Origin of the sequence: Luteimonas sp. MC1572, assembly GCF_016615815.1 — a bacterium.
Lineage (GTDB): Bacteria > Pseudomonadota > Gammaproteobacteria > Xanthomonadales > Xanthomonadaceae > Luteimonas.
Genome location: NZ_CP067112.1, coordinates 1148423 through 1165499, shown reverse-complemented (window position 1 = coordinate 1165499; position 17077 = coordinate 1148423). Strand labels below are relative to the sequence as shown.

The 17077-nt window shown below is 69.8% G+C and carries 14 protein-coding genes and 1 pseudogene; 3 read left to right on the top strand and 12 right to left on the bottom strand.

The genetic code is table 11. The features are described 5' to 3' along the window. Window positions 1-43: 43 nt before the first annotated feature. From cfa to JGR64_RS05250, 6 genes are all read right to left on the bottom strand, one after another. A complete protein-coding gene (gene cfa, locus JGR64_RS05275) occupies window positions 44-1174 on the bottom strand; it encodes a cyclopropane fatty acyl phospholipid synthase (RefSeq protein ID WP_199375554.1) in 1131 nt (376 codons plus the stop codon). Between the two features lie 87 nt (window positions 1175-1261). Next, window positions 1262-2083 carry a DUF3298 and DUF4163 domain-containing protein gene (locus tag JGR64_RS05270; RefSeq protein WP_199375552.1) on the bottom strand — a complete coding sequence of 274 codons (822 nt, stop codon included), beginning with the start codon at window positions 2081-2083 and terminating at the stop codon, window positions 1262-1264. A 174-nt stretch (window positions 2084-2257) separates the two neighbouring features. Then, a complete protein-coding gene (locus JGR64_RS05265) occupies window positions 2258-2467 on the bottom strand; it encodes a cold-shock protein (protein ID WP_096297887.1) in 210 nt (69 codons plus the stop codon). Window positions 2468-2721: 254 nt separating this feature from the next. Next, window positions 2722-3435 (bottom strand): pseudouridine synthase, encoded by a 714-nt coding sequence (locus JGR64_RS05260; protein WP_199375549.1) that lies wholly within the window; start codon window positions 3433-3435, stop codon window positions 2722-2724. Window positions 3436-3597: 162 nt separating this feature from the next. Continuing rightward, window positions 3598-3876: a GNAT family N-acetyltransferase gene (locus JGR64_RS05255; protein WP_199375547.1), complete on the bottom strand. Its 279-nt coding sequence runs from the start codon at window positions 3874-3876 to the stop codon at window positions 3598-3600. 11 nt (window positions 3877-3887) lie between these two features. After that, the gene (locus tag JGR64_RS05250) at window positions 3888-4778 is read right to left on the bottom strand and encodes a hypothetical protein (RefSeq protein WP_199375545.1); all 891 of its coding nucleotides are present in this window, start codon (window positions 4776-4778) and stop codon (window positions 3888-3890) included. A gap of 198 nt (window positions 4779-4976) precedes the next feature. Here JGR64_RS05250 and JGR64_RS05245 point away from each other — a divergent pair, with 198 nt between their 5' ends. Then, window positions 4977-5156 (top strand): hypothetical protein, encoded by a 180-nt coding sequence (locus JGR64_RS05245; RefSeq protein ID WP_199375543.1) that lies wholly within the window; start codon window positions 4977-4979, stop codon window positions 5154-5156. 15 nt (window positions 5157-5171) lie between these two features. Here JGR64_RS05245 and JGR64_RS05240 read toward each other — a convergent pair whose 3' ends face one another. Beyond that, a complete protein-coding gene (locus JGR64_RS05240) occupies window positions 5172-5783 on the bottom strand; it encodes a rhomboid family intramembrane serine protease (RefSeq protein ID WP_199375541.1) in 612 nt (203 codons plus the stop codon). An 8-nt stretch (window positions 5784-5791) separates the two neighbouring features. Further along, window positions 5792-7351, bottom strand: a complete 1560-nt coding sequence (locus tag JGR64_RS05235; RefSeq protein WP_199375539.1) for an oligopeptide:H+ symporter — start codon at window positions 7349-7351, stop codon at window positions 5792-5794. Between the two features lie 120 nt (window positions 7352-7471). Here JGR64_RS05235 and JGR64_RS05230 point away from each other — a divergent pair, with 120 nt between their 5' ends. Continuing rightward, complete coding sequence (locus JGR64_RS05230) at window positions 7472-9280, top strand: M14 family metallopeptidase (RefSeq protein ID WP_199375537.1); 1809 nt, start codon at window positions 7472-7474, stop codon at window positions 9278-9280. A 50-nt stretch (window positions 9281-9330) separates the two neighbouring features. Here the strand turns inward: JGR64_RS05230 and JGR64_RS05225 are convergent, their stop codons facing one another. After that, window positions 9331-10377 carry a diguanylate cyclase AdrA gene (locus JGR64_RS05225; protein WP_199375536.1) on the bottom strand — a complete coding sequence of 349 codons (1047 nt, stop codon included), beginning with the start codon at window positions 10375-10377 and terminating at the stop codon, window positions 9331-9333. 97 nt (window positions 10378-10474) lie between these two features. Here JGR64_RS05225 and JGR64_RS14000 point away from each other — a divergent pair. Next, window positions 10475-11758: pseudogene (locus tag JGR64_RS14000) on the top strand (tail fiber protein); the annotation flags it as partial. Window positions 11759-11879: 121 nt separating this feature from the next. On the opposite strand, the gene JGR64_RS05215 reads toward JGR64_RS14000, so the two are convergent. Genes JGR64_RS05215 through JGR64_RS05205 form a run of 3 tightly spaced genes read right to left on the bottom strand, consistent with a single transcriptional unit; the run spans window position 11880 to window position 17019 of the window. After that, window positions 11880-13790, bottom strand: coding sequence for an ATP-binding cassette domain-containing protein (locus tag JGR64_RS05215; protein ID WP_199375532.1), 1911 nt, complete (start codon window positions 13788-13790; stop codon window positions 11880-11882). 40 nt (window positions 13791-13830) lie between these two features. Continuing rightward, a complete protein-coding gene (locus tag JGR64_RS05210) occupies window positions 13831-15432 on the bottom strand; it encodes a YdiU family protein (RefSeq protein ID WP_199375523.1) in 1602 nt (533 codons plus the stop codon). A 36-nt stretch (window positions 15433-15468) separates the two neighbouring features. Beyond that, window positions 15469-17019, bottom strand: a complete 1551-nt coding sequence (locus tag JGR64_RS05205) for a transglycosylase SLT domain-containing protein (protein WP_199375520.1) — start codon at window positions 17017-17019, stop codon at window positions 15469-15471. Window positions 17020-17077 lie beyond the last annotated feature (58 nt).

Genomic DNA, 17077 nt, shown 5'->3' with positions numbered 1-17077 from the left:
CGCGACACCCTTCCTCCGCTCCGGCGGAGGAAGGGTCGCCGCTTCATCGCGGCACCACGATCCCTCCAGGCACTCCGTCGGGCGACAACAGCACCTGCCACAGCTGGATCCGGCGCGTCCTGAAACTCGCCATCGCCGCCGCCAGGTAATACCGCCACATGCGCCGGAACCGCTCGTCGTAACGCGGCGGGAGACGGTCCCACGCGGCCTCGATGTTGGCGCGCCATGCCTGCAGCGTGCGGTCGTAGTCGGCGCCGAAGCCGTGCCAGTCCTCGATCACCATCAGCCCTTCGCAAGCCTGGGAGATCTGCCGTGCCGACGGCAGCATCGAGTTCGGGAAGATGTGCCGCGCGATCCACGGATCGGTGCGCCGTTGCGACACGTTGGCGCCAATGCTGTGCAGCAGGAACAGCCCGTCGCGCGGCAGCAGCCCGCGTACCAGCTCGAAGTACCCCCGATAGTTGCGCAGGCCCACGTGCTCGAACATGCCGATCGAGAACACGCGGTCGAAGCGTTCGCCGCGCAGGTCGCGGTAATCCTGCAGGCGGATGTCCACCGGCAGCCCCGCGCACAGCGCGCGCGCGAAGTCCGCCTGCTCCGCCGAGATCGTCACGCCCACCCCGCTGACGCCATGACGCTCGGCCGCGTACTTCAGCGCCTCGCCCCAGCCGCAGCCGATGTCGAGCACGCGCATGCCGGGCTGCAGCCCGAGCTTCCTGCACACCAGGTCGAGCTTGGCTTCCTGCGCGGCATCGAGGTCGTCGAGCGGCGCACCGCAGCGACCACGCCAGTAGCCGCAGCTGTACACCATCCAGCGCCCGAGCATTTCGCGGTAGAACGCGTTGCCCAGGTCGTAATGGCGTTCGCCGACCGCGCGGCTGCGACGCCGGGACTGCAGGTTGACCATCCGCGCGAGGATCGCATCGCGGGCATCGGCGAGCCCCCGCGCGCGCCGGTCGATGCCGCAAGCCAGGAGCCTGGCGAGCAACCCGTCCAGCGACTGCGAGTCCCACCAGCCATCCATGTACGCATCGCCCAGCGCAAGCGAGCCTCCCGCCAGGAGCCTCGCCGCTAGCCTGCGCTCGTGGACCTGCATGTCCCACGGTCGATCGCCGCCAACGCGCACGTCGGCCGAGGCGAGCAGGCCCTCGATGCGTTCACTGACCGGATGCATGGCGCCTGCTCCCGCTCTTGCTCCGGCCAAAGATAGCGCGGGGCGGCGGCTCGGGCCACGGCGCGACCGCCCGGCCGGAAAGCTCCCTCAGCCGACGGCGAACAGCTCGCGGTAGGCCGGCGCGACGTGCGGCAGCAGCACGGACGCCGGCACTTCCACCGTCTGCACCCCATCGGAGTACGGCCCCACCTGGTAGGGCGGGAACACGAAGCGCAGCGCGCGAAGGCGGCCGCCGGGACCGGGCACGGGTTCGAACGCGTTGAAATTGCCGGCCTCCGGACCGGTGCCGTCGTCGATCATCCGGCCGATCGAACGCAGCAGGCGCGCGCGCTCTTCGGGCTGGAGCTCTTCGGCGTCGATGCGCTGCGACAGCGCCGCGTGCAGCGATTCGCGCACGAAGGCGGAGACGTCGCGCCAGCCGGCCGGGTCCGGGATCAGCGCCTCCGGGCGCAGCAGTTCCTGGCGCTCGGGCAGCCACACGAAACGCGCCACCAGCGGGGTGCCATGGGCGCCGCCGGTGTAGCTGGTCCCTTCCGCCTTGACCGCCACCATCTGCGGCGTTTCCAGCACCACATCGAACGGCAGCGACAGGTCGTACGGCATGCCCTCCCCACCCTCGCCGGCCGCGGTCACCGCGTCCATCAGGTCGTCGCGCGCCGTGTCGGCATATGCCTTGAGCGCTACGGCAAGGCCCGGGTAACGCGCCATGCCGGGCGGATAGCTGATGCCGATGATGTAGCCGCTGGTGCTTTCCATCACGTCCACGAGTGCCACTTCGGCGGGCGCCGCGGGCTGGGTGGCTGCATCCCCGGGAGCGGGAGCCGTGGCGCCGGAACCGCCAGGCACGTCAGCCTCGCGGCGACATCCGGCCAACACAAGCAGCAGCACGCAGAACAGCAGGCGTTTCATCGGGATCCCCCTCAAGTCCGTGATGGTGGAAAGGCTAAGCGCTCGCACGTGATGTCGGCGATCACGCCATCGCTTGCTCGCACGTGATGTGGGCGATCACCCCATCGCGCACATACGGAAAACCCCGGGCGTTTCCGCCCGGGGTTTCCGGCAAAGCGTTACGAAATGCGGGCCTTAGACGGCCTGCACCTCATCAGCCTGCAGACCCTTCTGGCCCTGCACGACCTTGAACGAAACCTTCTGGCCTTCCTGCAGCGACTTGAAGCCGGTGCCCTGGATCGAACGGAAGTGGACGAAGAGGTCCTGGCCGCTCTCGGGCGTGATGAAACCAAAGCCCTTGGCGTCGTTGAACCACTTGACGGTGCCGGTCTGACGATCGGACATGGTGTTACTCCTTGAACATTTTTAGAGGATGCACGGTCCGCGAACGGATCCGAGACTGTGTCGAGCAAGGGGTAACACAGGAACGATGGAGCGGATCTTCCGGACCCGGCCGTACGACCGGCCTTGAAACCTTTGGATCTACCGCACCGGAGCCACGATGTACCGTGATCCCGCCTTGAACAGTGGGCGCACCATACCGCACTTTCGATTGGAAGTGTGAATAGCCCGTGGCTGGAATCGGCCGGCTGGCGCGGTTACAGCCCCTCCTGCCCGGGCAGCAGCGTTGCCAGTTCCGCATCAGTCAGGTTGCGCCAGCGACCGGGCTTCATGTGAGCCAGCTTGACCGGCCCGATCCGCACCCTGACCAGCTGCTTCACCCGGTAGCCGAAGTGGGCCGCCATCAGCCGGATCTGGCGGTTCAGGCCCTGGACCAGGGTGACCCGGAAGCCGTAGCGGCCGAGCTTGCCCGTCCGGCACGGCAGGGTCACCTGGCCGTGGACCGGCACCCCCCGCGCCATCCCGCGCAGGAACTCGTCGGTGACCGGGTTGTTGACCGCCACCAGGTACTCCTTCTCCAGCCTGGTTTCGGCACGGAGGATGGTGTTGACGATGTCGCCGTTGCTGGTCAGCAGGATCAGCCCTTCCGAATCCTTGTCCAGCCGCCCGATCGGGAAGATCCGCTGCTCGTGGCCGACGAAGTCGACGATGTTGCCCACCACCGTGCTTTCCGTGGTGCAGGTGATGCCGACCGGCTTGTAGAGCGCGATATACACGTGCCGGCGGCGCCCCGGTGCAGCGCTGCGGGCGCTCAGCGGCTGGCCGTCGAGGCGCACCTGGTCGCCCTCGCCGACCTCGGCGCCGACCCGGGCACGCTGGCCGTTCACGGTGACCCGGCCTTCGCCGATCAGGCGGTCCGCCTCGCGGCGCGAGCAGGTGCCGGTGTCGCTGATGTGCTTGTTGAGACGCATGGACGCGCGTATCCGCGGCTGGGAAAACGGGGCGCAAGTCTGGCAGACACCGGCGGTTCCCGCTTGCCGGCGCCGTGACAGGCCCTTGGAAGCCTCGATTTGCGCACACCCGCGGGCAACCACGGGCCGCCCAAGGCGACACCGTGGCGCGCCGCGCAGCCTTCAGACCGCCAGGTCGGCGTACTCGGGGTGCTTGCGCAGCCAGGCGCTGGCGTAGGCGCACAGCGTGCGCACCTTCCAGCCTTCCTCGCGGGCATGGTGGAACGCCGCCGCCACCAGGCGTGCGCCGATACCGCGCCCACCTACCTGCTCCGGCACCACGGTGTGGGTGATATGCATGACCCCGTCGCCCATCTCGTAGTCGAGATAGGCCACATGACCATCCACGTCGGCAACGAAGCGCCCCGGAATGGCGTGATGGATGATGTCGAGTTGCTCCATCGCGCGTCTCCTCAGTCCGTGTCGCCGCGATGGTCGCGACGCCCCTGCGCGTGCCGGTCGCGCGCCCCCATGCTGCCATGGTTCGACGCCATGCGGCTCTCGGCGGCATGCAGCTCCACGGCCTTCGCCTTCGCCTCGGGCGACTGGTAGCCGGCATCGGGGACGTGGCTCGTGGTGGGATCGAGCGACTGCCACGGCTGCGCCTCGCGATCACGCCGCTGCTTGGCGGCCAGGAGCTTGCGGGTATTGGCCAGCGCCTTGCGAGGCGTGACGCCCGTGGCGGCCTTGCTGGCCGTGGGATTGGCCATCCTGGCAGCCGCGCCGTTCGCCCCGGCACGCTTGTCGGCGGTGGCCACGGCGTTGCCGGTTCCGCGGGCGTCCGCCTTGCCGCCGGTAGTCTTCTTGACCGCCGGCTTGGCTACAGCCGGCTTCACCGTCACAGCCTTCTTCGCGGTCGCGGATTTCTTGACCGTGATGGCCTTCTTGACCGTCGTGGCCTTCTTGGCGGTCGTGGCCTTCCTGGCGGTCGTGGTCCCTGGAGCCTTCGCCACCGCAGGCTTGGCCGCCTTGCTGGCGGCGGTCTTTTTCGTCGCAGTGACGGTCGGCGCTTCGCGTCTTGCCTCGACGAAACGCTGCAGGATATCGACCAGCAGCGCCTCCTTGCGCGCGGTGCGGATGGCGGTCTCGGTGCGTCCGCCGGCCACGTCGCCGCGCGCCCGTGCGGCCAGCTTCTGCCGCTTCAGCAGGTCACGCGCGCGGTCACGCGCAGCACGCGCCCTGGCGACGCGAGCCGCCAGCGCTGCGCGGGTCATCGCGCGCAGCGCACCGGGGCGGCTGTCGTCGAAAAGGCGCATCTCGGACAGGTTGAGCAGTTCGCTGGCTTGCGGGCGGTTGACGGCCATTCGCAGTCTCCTGGCGGGTGTGCGGCAAGCAATAGCATCACAGCCATGCACGCCCGGTGAGCGCAGCACGGCGCGTCAGTGGCGGCCCGCGCGCGCCCGGGCCTGACGCGGAGCGTCACACGGCGGCTCGTGCGGCCGACGCCAGTGCGACTGGCACGCTTGATGCGTACTACTCCCCATCTTCAGGGGAGCCTCGCCATGTACGCCGATATCGACGCCAGCACCGAGCACCAGGCCGTCACCCGGCTGTTCGACCTTGTCCGCGCCGGAGACGTCGACAACCTCGAATTCAGCCAGCTCGACTCGCTGGTCTACGCGCGCCTGCTGCGCACGTATGAAGTGGACACCGCCGCCACCGCGGAAGAGTCGATTTCCTGATCGCGGGACCCGCCGTCAGAACGACGGCGACATCAGCCGCGCGAGGAACACCTCGACCACCCGCGGTTCCATCATCACCGTGAACAGCACGCCATAGCCCGCACCCCACAGGTGCGCGCTGTGGTTGACGTTGTCACCGCCCTGGCGGTCCATCCAGATCGAATAGCCGACGTACAGCACGGCGTACACGATCGCCGGCACCGGCAGGAAGAAAACGAAGATCAGCGACCACGGCTGCACCAGGATGAAGGCGAACAGCACCGCCGAGACCGCACCCGACGCACCCAGGCTGCGATAGGCCGGGTCGTGGCGATGGCGCAGGTAGGTCGGCAGGATCGCCACCAGGATCGCCGACAGGTAGAACAGCGCGAAGCCGAACGCGCCCAGGTACGGCGCGAACATGCGCTCCACGTGCCGGCCGAAGAAATACAGCGTGATCATGTTGAACAGCAGGTGCTGCCAGTCGGCATGCACGAATCCGTGCGTGACCAGGCGGTCGAACTGCTTGTGGCGTTCGATTGCCGGTGGCCACAGCAGCAGGCGCTCCAGCAGCTTGCGGTTGCCGAACGCCTGCCAGGACACCAGCACGGTGACGGCGAGGATGACGAGGGTGACGGGGGCGTCCATGTGCTGCCTCAGACCGCCGCGCGGTAGTTGTCGACCATCCGGTAGCGCCGCGCGTAGAGGCCGAACGCCAGCGCCGCCAGGAACGCGAAGCCGGCGAAGAAGAACATCAGGAACGCCGCTTCGCTCAGCCCGGTACTGGCTATGCGTTCGGTGACGGCGCCGTTGCGCACCGCCGCGTTGGACAGCAGCACCCACAGGTTGCCGATGGTGGTGGTCAGGTTCCAGAAGCTCATCACCACGCCCTTCATGGCCTGCGGTGCCTGGCTGTAGGCGAACTCCAGCCCGGTCGCCGACACCAGCACTTCGCCGAAGGTCAGCAACGCGTACGGCAGGATCTGCCAGGCGATCGACATCGGATCACCGCCGTCCATGCTCACCTGGATGCCGCCTACCACCACCCACGCCAGGCCGCTGAACGCGATGCCCGCGGTCATCCGCCGCAGCGCGGTCGGCTCCCAGCCCATCCTGCGCAGCAGCGGATACAGCACGAGGTTGTTGAACGGGATCAGGATCATCACCATCGCCGGGTTCAGCGCCTGCATCTGCGAGGCGGTGAACCAGTCGGGCATGGTCATCTGCTGGCCCTGCAGCACCCAGGTCGACGCCTTCTGGTCGAACAGGGAATAGAACGGCGTGGTGAGCGCGAAGATCACCAGCACGCGCAGCACCGAGCGCACGCCATCCACCGCGGCCTCGGGATGCACGGCGCGGGCACGGTCGAGGTGCATCCACGCACCACCGCCCACCCCCACCAGCACCAGCACCAGCACGATGCACAGGCAGATCACGATGCCGAGGGTGTCGACCAGGGTCAGCGACCCCAGTGCCAGCAGCAGGCAGGCCGCCGCCAGCACCAGACCCGGCCGCCCCTGCCCGGGCGCGTGCGAGAACAGTGCGGTGCGCACCACGTTGGCGAACGAATGCGGGTCCTTGGGCGGCCGCGGCACCATGACGTAGCGGTGCCGGCCCAGCCAGAACACCAGCGTGGCGATGAACATCAGGATGCCGGGAATACCGAACGCCCAGGCAGGCCCCAGGTTCTTCAGCGCGATCGGGATCAGCAGCGACGCGAACAGCGAGCCGAAGTTGATGATCCAGTAGAACGCGTCGAACACCAGCCGCGCGAGGCGCTTGTTGGACTGGTCGAACTGGTCACCCATGAACGACGCGACCAGCGGCTTGATGCCGCCGGCGCCCAGCGCGATCAGGCCGAGCCCGGTGAAGAAGCCCGCGCGGCTGTCCTCGAACATGGCGAGGCAGGCATGCCCCGCGCAGTACACCAGGCTGAACCAGAGGATCGTGTGGTACTTGCCGAACCAGCGGTCGGCCAGCCAGCCACCCAGGAGCGGGAAGAAATACACCCCGATCATGAAGCTGTGCATGATGTCCTTGGCCTCGCCCGCGCGCGCGGAATCGGTCAATTCCTGCAGCAGCATCGAGGTGATCAGGAACTGCACCAGGATGTTGCGCATCCCGTAGAAGCTGAAACGCTCGCAGGCTTCGTTGCCGATGATGAAAGGAATCTGGCGCGGCATCCTGCCCGCGTCTGCGGCAACGGTGGCTGTCATCGTCCGGGGCGGCCCGTGTGCGGAAAGATGCGAAGGCTAGCGTATCCATGGGCGCCGCGCGCGCCGTGCGGTACGGGATGCGGCATGATGCGCGGCCACTGCCCCGCACCGGATCCGCGCATGCCCAGCCCCGCCCGCCGCGTGCAGATGCTGTTGCCACTGCTCCTGCTGCCGTGCACCCTTCCCGCCTTCGCCGCGGGCGTGGGCGTGGGCGCGGGCAGCGAGGTGCCCGCGGCGCTGGTGACCGAATCGGAGCGCTCAGGGTTCATCCGTACCGGACGCTACGACGAGGTGCCCGCGCTCTGCGAAGCGTTCGCGGCGCGCTGGCCGGATGCCGTGCGCTGCAGCGACTTCGGCACCACGCCCGAGGGTCGGCCGATGAAGGTGCTGGTGGCCTCGCGCAGTGGTGCGCTGACGCCCGCGGCGGCCCGCGCCGCCAACCTGCCGGTGCTGCTGGTGCAGGGAGGCATCCACGCCGGCGAGATCGACGGCAAGGACGCCGGCTTCCTCGCGCTGCGCCAGGTGCTGGACGGCGAAGCCGCGCCAGGCGCGCTCGAGCGGCAGGTGCTGGTGTTCGTGCCGGTGTTCAACGTCGACGGCCACGAGCGCTTCGGCGCCTGGAACCGTCCCAACCAGCGCGGCCCGGAGGAAATGGGCTGGCGCACCACGGCGCAGAACTTCAACCTCAACCGCGACTACCTGAAGGCCGATTCGGCCGAGATGCAGGCGATGCTGCGGCTGGTGGCCGAGTGGGACCCGATCGCCACCGTCGACCTGCACGCCACCAACGGCGCGCAGTTCGAACACGACATCTCGGTGCAGATCGAACCGCTGCACTCGGGCGACCAGGGCTTGCGCGCGGCGGGTCTGGACCTGCGCACCGGGCTGCTCGCCGCGCTCACCGCGTCCGGCTCGCTGCCGCTGCCGTTCTATCCCTCGTTCATCGAGGACGACAACCCGGACTCGGGCATCGCCGATGGCGTCCCGCCGCCGCGCTTCTCGCACGGCTATTTCCCGCTGCGCAACCGTTTCGGGATCCTGGTCGAGACGCACTCGTGGAAGTCGTATCCGGTGCGCGTGCGGACCACCCGCAACCTGGTGGTGGCGATGCTGGAGCAAACCGCCCGCCACGGTACGCAGTGGTTGCATCTGGCCAGCGCCGCCGATGCCGCCGCCGCCCGCCTGGGCGGCACCCGGATGGCGCTCGACTACCGCGCCAGCGACCATGTCCGGCAGGTGGATTTCCGCGGCTATGCCTGGACGCGCACGCCTTCCGATATCTCCGGTGCATTGATGACCCGCTACGACGAGTCCGTCCCGCAGGTCTGGTCGATGCCGCTGCGTGACGAGGTACTGCCGGGCCACACCGTCGTGGCGCCGCGCGGCGGCTATGTGGTGCCGTCCCGCCACGCCGCGCGCGTAGCCGAGGCGCTGCGCCTGCACGGCGTCGAGTTCCGCACCCTCGACGGCGCGCGCCCGGCGACGGCCGTGCAGGTGTTCCGCGCTGACACCGCGACCTTCGCCAAGTCGTCGAGCGAGGGGCACCAGCGCCTGGAGCTCGCCGGCGACTGGCAACCCGAAACGCACGACCTGGCCGCCGGCGCGCTGTTCGTGCCGATCGCGCAGCCGCGCTCGCGCGTGGCAGTGGCGCTGCTGGAGCCGCAGGCCCCGGATTCTCTGGCCGCGTGGGGTGCGTTCAACAACGCTTTCGAGCGCAAGGAATACATGGAGGCCTACGTCGCCGAAGACGTGGCCCGCGACATGCTGCGCGACCCCACGGTGAAAGCGGCGTTCGAGGACCGCCTGCGCAACGACGCGGCGTTTGCCGCAAGCCCGCAGGCGCGGCTGGAGTTCTTCTACCGCCTGCACGCGAGCTGGGACGAACGCTTCGGCCTGTACCCGGTATTCCGCATGGACAGCGCCCCGTAGCAAACCGTGCATGTCGTCGCCGTCCTTGGTCGGCGACGGCCAGGCGGCGCTCAGTCGAGGCGCACGACGTCCGGGGAATGCGCTTCGATCCGGTTGCGTCCGGCATCCTTGGCGCGATACATCGCGGCATCCGCGCGCCGCATCCATTCGTCGGCGGTCAGCACCAGCCAGTCGGCTTCGGCCATGCCAATGCTCAGCGTGCAGTCCTGCTGCGCCGCCACCGGCGGCCGCGCCGTCAGGAACCCGGTACGGATGCGCTCGGCCACCATGGCGGCGCCGCGCAGGTCGGTTTCGGCCAGCAGGACGCCGAATTCGTCGCCACCATGGCGCGCAGCGGTATCGATGTCGCGCACGCACGCGCGCAGCACGCCGGCGATGCAGCGCAGGACCTCGTCGCCGGCGGCATGGCCATGGACGTCGTTGACCTCCTTGAAGTTGTCGACGTCGATCAACAACAGCACCGCCGGCCTGCGGGTGCGCGTGTGCCGCGCCAGTTCAGTGGTGAGCGCCTGGTTCCAGTGCCGGCGGTTGGGCAGCGTCGTCAACACGTCCATGCGGTTGAGTCGCTCCAGTTGGCGGTTCTGGCGCGCCACGCGATGGCCCATGGCGTGCATGAGCAGGGCGAGCGCGATCGAATAGCCGAACAGGAACGGCAGCGCCCCCACCGCGTCGGCAAGGCTGCCGTCGATCCGTACCGGGAACCCCAGCATTGCCGACACCAGCAGGCACGCCAGTACCAGCGCCGGCGTGGTGCGGGCAGCGAACCGCCAGCCGGCCACCCCGATCTTGTCCACCGTCAGCAGCGTCAGCAGCACCGCGCTGGGCACCAGGTTGAACTGCATGACCGCGATCCAGGCGCCGCCGTTGATCGCGTCCACCACCAGGTTCGCGAGTTCGGTCGCGCGCGGATCGCCGCTGCGGCGCGCCCGCCACCAGGCGTAGTGCGGCCACAGGAACACATTGGCCGCCAGCAGTGCCCACGCCCACGCAGGCGCGTCCAGCCCGTGGAGCACGGTGCCCACGGCGATCCCCGACAAGGCCGCACCCAGCGTGCGCATCCAGTGGATGCGGTCTACGAAACGCAGGTCACGCGACACGGAGGCATCTGGTGCCTGCAGATCCATCGCCTGGTTGCCGCCCCCTGTCCCAATCCGGCACGCAGTTTAGCCGGTCCGGGGTGATCCCCATGCGGGCATGCGTCACGCCAGAACCGGAGCACGCGCTACTATTTCCACAGCCGGTCCGGACGGACAGGCCTTCCAGGGGGAAACATCCATGTTCCAGACCGACCGCGGGCGCCTGCGCGCCATCGCACTGCTGTGTGCCGCATCCGTCATTCCCGCAGCGTCCGCCTATGACGCACCGCGCATCGAATCCGTCGTGGTCATGCACGACCTCGACGCCATCGCCATCATCGGACGCAACCTGCCCACGCTGCGCTCCCGGATGGCGATCCATCTCGGGCCGGATGGCGAGCCCGGCGACATCACTGCGCAATGCCAGGCCGCAACCCCGTTGTCGACGGCGATCACCTGCCGCTTCCCCGGCGGCCTGCCGCCCGCGGGCGACTACCTCCTGCGCGTTGCAGATACGCGGGCCAACACGGAAACCGGGTTCGCACTCACGCTGGGCGCCGTTGGCCCGCAGGGGCCCGAAGGCGTGCGTGGACCCGCTGGTCCCGCCGGTGCAACGGGCGCAATGGGCGCTACGGGTGCAACCGGTCCGGCCGGTGCGATCGGACCTGCGGGCCCGACCGGCCTGCCTGGCGAAGCCGGTCCGACCGGTCCGGCTGGAGCGACCGGTGCGACGGGCGCCGCCGGCCCCCAGGGCCTGGCGGGGGAAGCCGGTCCGCAAGGTGGCATCGGCCCCGCCGGCGCGCAGGGCGAGCCCGGCCCGCAAGGTGCCCAGGGCGAGCCGGGCGCCAGCGGCCCGCAGGGTCCGCAAGGCCAGATCGGAGACATCGGCCCGCAAGGACCGCAGGGCCAGACCGGTGCCATCGGCCCGCAGGGCCCGGTTGGCCTCGCCGGAAGCGAAGGTCCCGTTGGCCCCGCGGGACCTGTCGGCGCCGCGGGTGCAACCGGCGCGACCGGCCCTGCCGGTCCGACCGGCGCCATTGGTCCGGCAGGTCCGGCGGGCAGCGCGGGAACGCCCGGCGCCGCAGGTGCGGACGGCGCGTCAGGGCCACAGGGACCGGCCGGAGCGAGTGGACCTGCAGGGCCGATGGGCCCGCAGGGGCCCGCGGGACCCGTCACGCCCGATGCGCGTTTCGGCAACGGGACACAGTGGGCGCACGCCGGACGCGGCGCGGACTGCACGCTGGGTGAGGTCATCCTCACGGCCGGCCAGAGGGCCTCCGGACAGATGGTGGCGAACGGCCAGCTGCTGTCGATCGCACAGAACACCGCGCTGTTCGCGCTGCTGGGCACCATGTACGGCGGCAATGGTCAGACCACGTTCGCGCTTCCCAATCTGACAGGCGCGGCGCCCAACGGCTTGACCTACTCGATCTGCACCGAGGGTTATTTCCCCTCCAGCATGTGAGTGGCCAGACCCGGTGCGGCACCGTCGCAACCGCGACGGTGCCGCCACTGCCCCACCGCTACGCCAGACTGTTTTCCAGCTCCGTCCAGCGCGCGTACGCCGCATCGAGTTCCGCCTGTGCGAGCGCGACCGCGTGGTTGTGCGCGTCGATGGCGGCGCGCTCCTGCTGGTAGAACGCGGGGTCGTTCATCGCCGCGATGTGCCGGGCGATGTCCGCTTCGAGTTTTTCGATGCGCAACGGCAGCTGTTCCAGCTCGCGCTCCAGCTTGAAGCTGAGCTTGCGCCGGGGGGCAGGTGCGGCCGCGGGTTGCGTCTCCGGCTGAGGCGCCCCGGCGGCCGACTGGGCCGGCGCGGAGACGGGGCGGCCCGGGACATCGCCGGTGCGCGCGACGGCGCGCTGCCGCAGCCAGTCGCTGTAACCGCCGACGTAGTCGCCAACGCGACCGTCGCCCTCCATCACCAGGGTGGAGGTCACGACGTTGTCGAGGAAGTCTCGATCGTGGCTGACCAGCAGCAGCGTGCCCGCGTAGTCGCCCAGCAGTTCTTCCAGCAGCTCGAGCGTCTCGACATCCAGGTCGTTGGTCGGTTCGTCCATCACCAGCAGGTTGGACGGCTGCGCGAACAGCTTGGCCAGCAGCAGGCGGTTGCGCTCGCCGCCGGACAGGCGCGTGATCGGCGCGCGCGCGCGTTCGGGCGTGAACAGGAAGTCCTGCAGGTAGCCGATGACGTGCTTGCGCTTGCCACCGATCTCGACGAAGTCCTGGCCTTCGGCGACGTTCTCCAGCGCGTTCCAGTCCTCGCGCAGGGTGGCGCGGTACTGGTCGAAGTACGCGACCTGCAGCTGGGTGCCGATGCGGATCTCGCCCTGCTGCGGCTCGAGGTCGCCAAGCAGCATCTTCAGCAGCGTGGTCTTGCCGGTGCCGTTGGCGCCGATCAGGCCGATGCGGTCGCCGCGCAGGATGGTGCCGGAGAAGTCGCGGATCAGCGTCCTGCCCGGATAGCTGAAGGACACGTGCTTGGCCTCGATGACCTTCTTGCCCGAGTTGCCGGCGGCCGCGGTCTCCATGCGCACGTTGCCGGTGAGGTCGCGCCGCTGCGCGCGCTCGTTGCGCATCGCTTCCAGGCGGCGCACGCGGCCTTCGTCGCGGGTGCGACGTGCCTTGATGCCCTGCCGGATCCAGACCTCCTCCTGCGCGAGCATCTTGTCGAAGCGCGCGTTCTCCTGCGCTTCGGCGTTCAGCCGCTCCTCGCGGCGGCGCTGGTAATTGGCCCAGTCGCCGGGCCAGTCGGTGACCTGGCCGCGATCGATCTCGACGATGCGGGTGGCCAGTGCGCGCAGGAAGCGCCGGTCATGGGTGACGAACACCAGCGCGCCCGTCCAGCTCTTGAGGAATCCCTCGAGCCAGTCGATGGCGGCGATGTCGAGGTGGTTGGTGGGCTCGTCCAGCAGCAGCACGTCGGGCGCCGAGACCAGCGCGCGCGCCAGCAGCACGCGGCGCTTCATGCCGCCGGAGAGCTCGCCGAAGACCAGGTCGCCGTTGAGGTCGAGCTTCTGCAGCGTCTCCTCCACGCGCTGGTCGGCGGCCCAGCCATCCGCGGCGTCGATCTTGGCCTGCACGGCCGACATCGCATCGCCGTCGAACACCTCGGCATGGCTCAGGTGGTGGAACTCCGCGAGCCACGCGCCCAGTTCGCCCATGCCCTCGGCGACCACGTCGAACACGGTGCCGGCGGCGCCCGCGGGCACCTCCTGCTCGAGGCGTGACACGCGCACGGAGCCCTCGCGACGGATATCGCCGTCATCGGGCTTGAGTTCGCCCGAAAGCAGGCGCATGAGGGTGGACTTTCCGGCACCGTTGCGGCCGATCAGCGCGATGCGCTCTCCGGCTTCAATGGCGAGGTCGACGTGCTGGAGCAGCAGCGGGCCGCCGACGCTGTAGTCGACGGCATTCAGGGTAATCAGAGGCATCCCGCCATTCTACCGGTCGCGGGCGCCGCGACCGGCATATTCAGGAACTGCAGGACAACATCGAGCAGCCGGCACGGTCGCGGGCCCAGTCAGGACGCCGCCCGGCGAAGGCTTCGCGCCCCGGCTGCTCGCCATAGGGGTCGCGCATGACCTCGAGGAGCTCCAGGACGCCGCTGTCGTCGCCCTGCGTGGCACGATCGATCGCCTGCTGCGCCAGGTAGTTGCGCAGCACGAACTTCGGATTGCTGGCGTGCATGTGCGCCACGCGCGCTTCCGGCGGGAGCTCGTCGGCCCGGCAGCGGGCGGCATAGCGTGCCAGCCAGTCGATCAACGCGGGTTCGGCCGCCGCACGCCTTGCGTCGTCATAGAAGGCTTCGCGCAGCGGCGCGGGCGTGGGACTGTCCAGATCGATGTCGGCGAGCGCGCGGAACAAGATCGTCATGTCGGCGCCGGCGGTGTGCAGCAGCGCCTGGAGCTCGCGCATCAGCGCCAGGTCCGCGTCGTCGCAGGAAGACAAGCCGAGCTTGCCCGAGGCGTTGTCGCGCTCCGCCTCGGCCCAGGTGGCGGCGTAGGCATCCAGGCCCGCCTGCAGCGGTGCGGCCGAAGCGAACAGCGGCGACAGCGCCTGCGCCAGCCGCGCCAGGTTCCAGTGCGCCACCCGCGGCTGCCAGCCGAAGCGGTAGCGGCGGCCCTGGGCGTCGGTGGTGTTGGGCGTCCAGTCCGGGTCGTAGTCGTCGATCCAGCCGTAGGGGCCGTAATCGATGGTCAGGCCGAGGATCGACATGTTGTCGGTGTTGAGCACGCCATGGACAAAGCCCACACGCATCCAGTGCCCCACCACCACCGCGGTGCGCACGCAGATCTCGTGGAACCAGGCCGCCAGCACCGGCTCGGCGAAGGCGTCCTCCGTGCGCAGCTGCGCCAGCGATGCGCCGGCGCGGCCGCCGAGCAGCTCCGGAAAGTCGCGCCAGATGCAGAACTCCGCGAGCTGCCGCAGCAGCGCGACGTCACCGCGCGAGGCCGGCAGCTCGAAGCTGCCGAAGCGCAGGAACGACGGCGCCACGCGGCACACGATCGCGCCCGGCTCCGGCGCGGCGTGGCCGTCGTAGAACATGTCGCGCAGCACGCTGTCGCCGGTGACGACCAGCGACAGCGCGCGCGTGGTCGGCACGCCGAGATGGTGCATGGCCTCGCTGCACAGGAACTCGCGGATCGACGAGCGCAACACCGCGCGGCCATCGGCGCGGCGCGAATACGGCGTGGGTCCGGCGCCCTTGAGCTGCAGTTCGTGGCGGCGCCCGTCGGCCGCCACCACCTCGCCCAGGCTGATCGCGCGGCCGTCGCCGAGCTGCCCGGCCCAGTGCCCGAACTGGTGGCCGCCGTAGTTGGCGGCCCAGGGATCCATGCCGGGACTCAGGCGGTTGCCGGCGAAGGTGGCGGCGAATTCCGGCGAGGCGACGTAATCCGGATCCAGCCCGAGCGCCGCGATCATGTCGGCGGAGGCAGCGACCAGCCGCGGCGCCGCGACCGGCGTCGGCAACACCCGCGACCAGGCCGCGCCCGCCACCTCGCGCGTGCCGGGCCCCTGGTCGGGATCGCCGGGAAGTTCGCGGAGGAAGGCGTTGTCGAAGCGCAGCGGCATGACGGCAGTCTCGCAGGGCACGCGTGAGCGCCGGCGTCAGCCCTTGCAGCCTTCCAGCTTCAGCTGCTGGCCGACGCGGATCGCATACGCCGGCGCCTTCACGCCGTTGGCGCGCGCCAGGCCCCTGACGTCGCAGCCATAGCGGCGCGACACCGCAGCCAGCGTCTCGCCACGGGCGACGCGGTGCTCACGCGCGCGACGCTGCGGCGCCGCCACGGGGGTGGTGGCAGGCAGGACGCTGCCGGCAGCCTCGCTGCCCGTGTCACCCGGGCGCACCACTTCGATCGGACCGGTACGCACGATGGCGGCATCCACGCTGCTGCCCATCAGCTGCCGGGCGAGGTCGGCGCGCTTGCCCTGCGCGCACCAGCGCTTGTACAGGCCGGCCATGCGCACCGTGCCGTTGAGCAGCGTGCCGCCGGCGATCACCGTGTCCGCCTCGTAGCGCGGATTGAGGTTGCGCAGGCTGCGCAGGTAGCCGTGGCGGCTGCCGCTGTCGCCCATGCAGATCGTGAGCTCGTAGATCGACGCGGGGCTCGCCAGGGCGAAGGTGGCCGGACGCGCATCGACCTTGGGGAACGACAGGCCGTATTCGCGCGGATGCAGGTACAGCCACGCCGCCGCGATCACCATCGGCACGTAGTCGCGGGTCTCGGCGGGGAACTGGTTGTAGACATCGGCGTCCCAGAACTTGCGCCCGCCACTGCCGCGATGCACGCGCGACGCGCGCCCTTCGCCACCGTTGTAGGCGGCCAGCCACATTTCAACGTCGTTGCCGAACTCGGCGAAGCGTTCGCTCAGGTAGCTGGCGGCGGCGTCCGACGACATGCGCGGGTCGTAGCGGGTGTCGAAGCCGGTGCCGTCCGGGCCCAGGCCGAAGCGCTGGCCGGTGGCCGGCATGAACTGCAGCGGGCCGACCGCGCCGGCACGCGAGCCGGCGTGCACGCGGCCGTTGGACTCCTTGGCCATGATTCCGAAGAGCAGCGCTTCGGGCAGCCCGCGACGCTCGAACGCCGGGGACATCATGTGGCGCATGTACTGGTAGTTCTCGTGGCTGGTGACCAGCGCCACGCGCATGTCGGTCAGCCAGCGGCGGATGCCGGCCTGCACCGCCGGGTTGAACTGCACCATGCGCACGAAGCGCTGGCCGTCCTCGCTGAGCAGCGCGGCGGCGCTGGCGGCATCCGGCACATCGCCGGTGGGCAGCTCGCCCTCGCCTTCCGCCCAGGCTTCGGGCTCCTCGCCCTCGACACCGGCAACGTCATCGGCCTGCGCCTTCAGCAACCGCTTCCAGCCCGGCAGCAGCCGGCTGACGTTGCAACCGCGCTGCTTCTCGCAGGCGATCATCACGTCTTCCATGTCCTCCAGCGCGGCGTTGCCTTCGCTGATCGCCTCGGGATCGTTGTTGGCGGCCCTGACCAGCGACTCTCGGTAGCGGACCTCGGCCGCGGCCATGCGTTCCACCAGGCCCTCTGCAGCCGCGCGGTCGCGCTTGGACTGCGCCAGCGCCGCCGGGGCGTGGAGCGTGAACGTCAAGGCGATGGCGGCAAGCGCCAGGCGGCGGAACAGCACTGCGGAATCGGGCATGGGGTTCGGCTGGGGTGGACTGCGGGGGCTGGCAGGGTAGCCGCCGGCGTCGAGCAGC